This window comes from Streptomyces prasinopilosus, assembly GCF_001419695.1.
GTDB classification, from domain to species: domain Bacteria; phylum Actinomycetota; class Actinomycetes; order Streptomycetales; family Streptomycetaceae; genus Streptomyces; species Streptomyces prasinopilosus.
The window spans coordinates 1-3,566 of sequence record NZ_LIRG01000201.1; the positions used below are offsets into that span (position 1 = coordinate 1).

Here is a 3,566-nt window from a genome sequence, read left to right on the forward strand (position 1 = left end):
GCCCCCGGCGGCCCGGAGGGCAGCGGCTTCACCCGCGAGCTGGTGACCCTCTCGCTCACCCGGTACGGCAGGACCCGCGGCGTGCTGCTCACCCCGCACGGCCCCGGGCCCTTCCCGGCCGTGCTGCTCCTGCACGACCACGGCTCCCGCTTCGACATCGGCAAGGAGAAGTGCGTCCGCCGAAGTACCGCGCGGCCCACTGCTCGGCGGACGCTTCGTCGGCGACGGACTCGCCCGGCGCGGCCACGTCGTGCTCTGCCTGGACGCCCTCGGATGGGGCGAGCGGGGGCCGCTGGCCTACGAGCGGCAGCAGGAACTGGCGAGCAACCTCTTCCACCTCGGCTCCTCGCTCGCCGGACTCCACGCCCGCGAGGACCAGCGCGCCGCCGCCTTCCTGGCCGGCCTGGAACGGGTGGACGCCCGCCGGGTGGCCGCCCTGGGCTTCTCCATGGGCGGCTACCGGGCCTGGCAGGCGGCCGCGCTCAGCGACCACGTCGCGGCCGCGGCGAGCGTGTGCTGGATGACCGGGCTGAAGGAGATGATGGTGCCCGGCAACAACACGCTGCGCGGGCAGTCGGCGTTCCACATGCTCCACCCCGGCCTCACCCGGCACCTGGACCTCCCCGACGTGGCGGGCATCGCCGCGCCCCGGCCGATGCTGTTCTTCCACGGCGGGCTCGACCCGCTGTTCCCCGCCGACGGCGTGCGGACCGCCCACGACAAGCTGCGCGCGGTGTGGCGCTCGCAGGGCGCCGGGCACCGGCTGCGGCTGAAGACGTGGCCGGACCGCGGCCACGTCTTCGACGGGGAGATGCAGGACGAGGTCCACGCCTGGCTCGACGCCGTCCTGTGACGGGCACGGGCCGGCGCGGGCGGGCCGTCACAGGGGTCGGGCCGCCGCCCCGCTCCGTGCGGGGACGGCGGCCCGGTGCCGGTCAGGTGTCCGACGGGATCACTTGTAGGTGATGTCCGAGTCCGAGAACTTGCAGTGCTTCCCGTCGGGGCCGGAGCCGAGGTCCTTCGGCTCCTTGCCCGTGTTGTTGCCCTGGTAGCGGGTGCAGGTCTTCATCTTCTTCTTGCCGTCCCCGTGGATGCGGACCTGCGACAGCGTGGCGGTGTCGCCGTAGTTGGTGTTGACGCCGACGATCGACTTGCCGGGTGCCGTCAGGTCGATGTCCTTCAGCACGATCGTGCGCTTGTACTGCGTCTTGCAGTTGCCGCAGGAGCGCACCAGCTTGCCGAAGTCCTCGACCTGGAAGCCGCTCACCGTCAGCGTGCCGGCGCCGTTGAACTGCAGCACCTTGTCGTCGGCCTTCCGCGCGCCGCCGCCGATCACCTTGTACTGCGCGGAGGAGGACGTGCCCTTGAAGCTGGCGGCGTCCTCGCCGACGTCCAGCCACCACACGTTCTGCAGCGTGCAGGAGCCCTTGCAGTGCACGCCGTCGGCGGCGGGGGTGCCGATGACGACGTTCTTGAGCGTGGCACCGTCGGCCAGCTCGAAGACCGGGTCCTGGCCCTCGTCCTGGCCGTCGCCGCCCAGGGCGCCGGTGCCGTAGTACTTCTTCATGCCCCCGTCGAGGGACCCGGAGACCGGGATGGTCTTCGAGACCGGCTTGCCGCCGGTGTCCGAGGGCCACGAGGAGGCGGCGCTCGCGGTGGACAGCATCGTCGAGGTGAGGATCGCCGCACCGGTGACGCCGAGGGCGGAGACCCCGGCGATCACGGCCCGCCTCCTGCCGGTCCGGCGGCGGTGGGAGACGGGCTGTTCGGCTCGTGCAGTCATGCTTGGTCCTTGCGTGAGGAGAATCGTTTCGCCTCTTGGTTGCCGCACGGCCGGGAAGGGTTGCCGCGATCAGGGAAAGTTTTTTCCGGTCTCCTCCCGGCCGCCGTCCACCGGCGGCCGGGAAGCGGGATCCCGACCGCGGGTCAGTCGTCCCGGGCCGCGAAGTCGCCGCCCACCAGGAGCTGTTCGGACCCGGCGGTGGCCGTCGCGGTGTAGGTGTCGGTCCCGGCGTCCCGGCCGCCGCGCGCGTGGTCGTACTGCCCGGCGAAGACCCACTCGCCCGGCGCGACCGTGCGGCCCTTGCGGAGGGTCCAGGTGTAGACGACGAAGCCGTCCCGTTCGACGGTCGTCAGGTCGAAGTCCTTCTCGGGCGGGGAACGCCAGGCACCCGTGGAGGAGACCCCGCCGGTCTGCGCGATCCGCAGCTCCACGGTGAGCGCGGTCAGCCGCTCGGTGGTCTTCAGGGTGACGTTGCTCTGCGCCCAGAACTCGTTGCTGTGCCGGTCCACCGAGCCGTCCGACCACAACGGCCCGTCCTCGACGCCCCCGGGACGCGCGGGGGGCTCCTGGGTCCGCGCCGCGGGCGGCCCCGTCTCCCGCTCCGGCGTCCGGCCGGCCGGGGCCGAACCCGGCTCCCCGGCCCCCGTCGAGGCGTCCGCCGAGGGCACCGGCGGAGGCAGGGGTGCCCGGCTCGTCGCGTCCGGCGACGGCGTGGGCTGCGAGGTCGGTGAGACGGCCACCTGCCGCCGCGCGGGAGGCTCCTGCTCCGTCACCACGGACGCGACCGCGAAACCGCCCGCCGCGAGCACCCCGGCCACCGCGGCCGTCGTGCCCGCCACCCGGATCCATCCGAACACCGGCGGGCGCGTGGCCCGGTGGCCGGAACGCGCCGGGGCGGCCATGCCGCGTTCGACCCGGGCCAGGATGCGCTCCCGGTCGGGCTCGTGCTCCCCGGCCGCCTCGTGCAGCCGGGCGCGCAGCTCGTCGTGCACGTCCCGCCGCATCGTCATCCGTCCCTTCCCGTGTCCTCGCCGGCGGGTTTCCCCGGACGTCCCACCGTGGCGTGCATCCGCCGCGGCACCTCCGCCGTGCCCAGCAGCCGCTGCAGTTCGGCCATCCCCTTCGAGGTCTGGCTCTTCACCGTACCCACCGAGACGCCCAGCGCGAGCGCGGTGTCCTTCTCGGACAGGTCGAAGGCGTGCCGCAGCACCACGCACGCCCGCTTGCGGAACGGCAGCCTGCGCAACGCCTCCCGCACGTCCACCACGCCCGCGACGTCCGGGTTCTCGACCCGTTCCTCGCGCTGCGACCAGAACAGGGCGACGCGGCGCCGCTCGCGCACCGCGCTGCGTATGCGGGTGCGGGCCAGGTTGGCGACCACGCCCCGCGCGTACGCCACCGGATGGTCGGCGGCGCGCACCCGGTCCCAGCGGTGCCACAGCGCCAGCAGGGCGTCCGCCGCCAGGTCGTCGGCGGCGTCCGCCTCACCCGTCAGCAGGGCCGCCAGCCGTGACAGTTCGGCGTAGTGACGCTCGAAGAAGGCGTGGAACTCCACGGAGGCGGCATCGTCGATGAGCGTGCCCACGGGCCCCCTCCCCTCGCTGCGGTTCCGGGGCGCGGACCCCGGTACGTGATGGCGCGTGTCATGTAGATGACATGTGAACGTCCGGAGTGGACCGGCCGCGGAATCGGGAGCGTAGCAGTGATCATCCGGAGGTCTGTCCGGAGATCCGAACAATGAACGACGGGCCGTCACCCGCATCCGTACCACGAAGCGCGCCCG

Annotated in this window: 3 protein-coding genes and 1 pseudogene; 1 reads left to right on the top strand and 3 read right to left on the bottom strand. The window is 73.3% G+C overall.

The window, feature by feature from the left end:
- Window positions 1-853 (top strand): annotated as a pseudogene (locus tag AOK18_RS10125) (dienelactone hydrolase family protein); the annotation flags it as partial.
- A 99-nt stretch (window positions 854-952) separates the two neighbouring features.
- Here AOK18_RS10125 and AOK18_RS10130 read toward each other — a convergent pair.
- The 3 genes from AOK18_RS10130 to AOK18_RS10140 form a co-directional block, all read right to left on the bottom strand.
- Window positions 953-1,783 carry a pectate lyase gene (locus AOK18_RS10130; protein WP_055694089.1) on the bottom strand — a complete coding sequence of 277 codons (831 nt, stop codon included), beginning with the start codon at window positions 1,781-1,783 and terminating at the stop codon, window positions 953-955.
- 143 nt (window positions 1,784-1,926) lie between these two features.
- The gene (locus tag AOK18_RS10135; protein ID WP_055694090.1) at window positions 1,927-2,793 is read right to left on the bottom strand and encodes a hypothetical protein; all 867 of its coding nucleotides are present in this window, start codon (window positions 2,791-2,793) and stop codon (window positions 1,927-1,929) included.
- Window positions 2,790-3,368 (bottom strand): SigE family RNA polymerase sigma factor, encoded by a 579-nt coding sequence (locus tag AOK18_RS10140; RefSeq protein ID WP_055694091.1) that lies wholly within the window; start codon window positions 3,366-3,368, stop codon window positions 2,790-2,792. The genes AOK18_RS10135 and AOK18_RS10140 overlap by 4 nt, the downstream gene beginning before the upstream one ends.
- Between the last annotated feature and the right edge of the window lie 198 nt (window positions 3,369-3,566).

Excerpts from the sequence above, each read along its gene's own strand:
- AOK18_RS10130 (WP_055694089.1), bottom strand. The coding sequence starts at position 1,783 with ATGACTGCACGAGCCGAACAGCCCGTCTCCCACCGCCGCCGGACCGGC.
- AOK18_RS10135 (WP_055694090.1), bottom strand. The coding sequence starts at position 2,793 with ATGACGATGCGGCGGGACGTGCACGACGAGCTGCGCGCCCGGCTGCAC.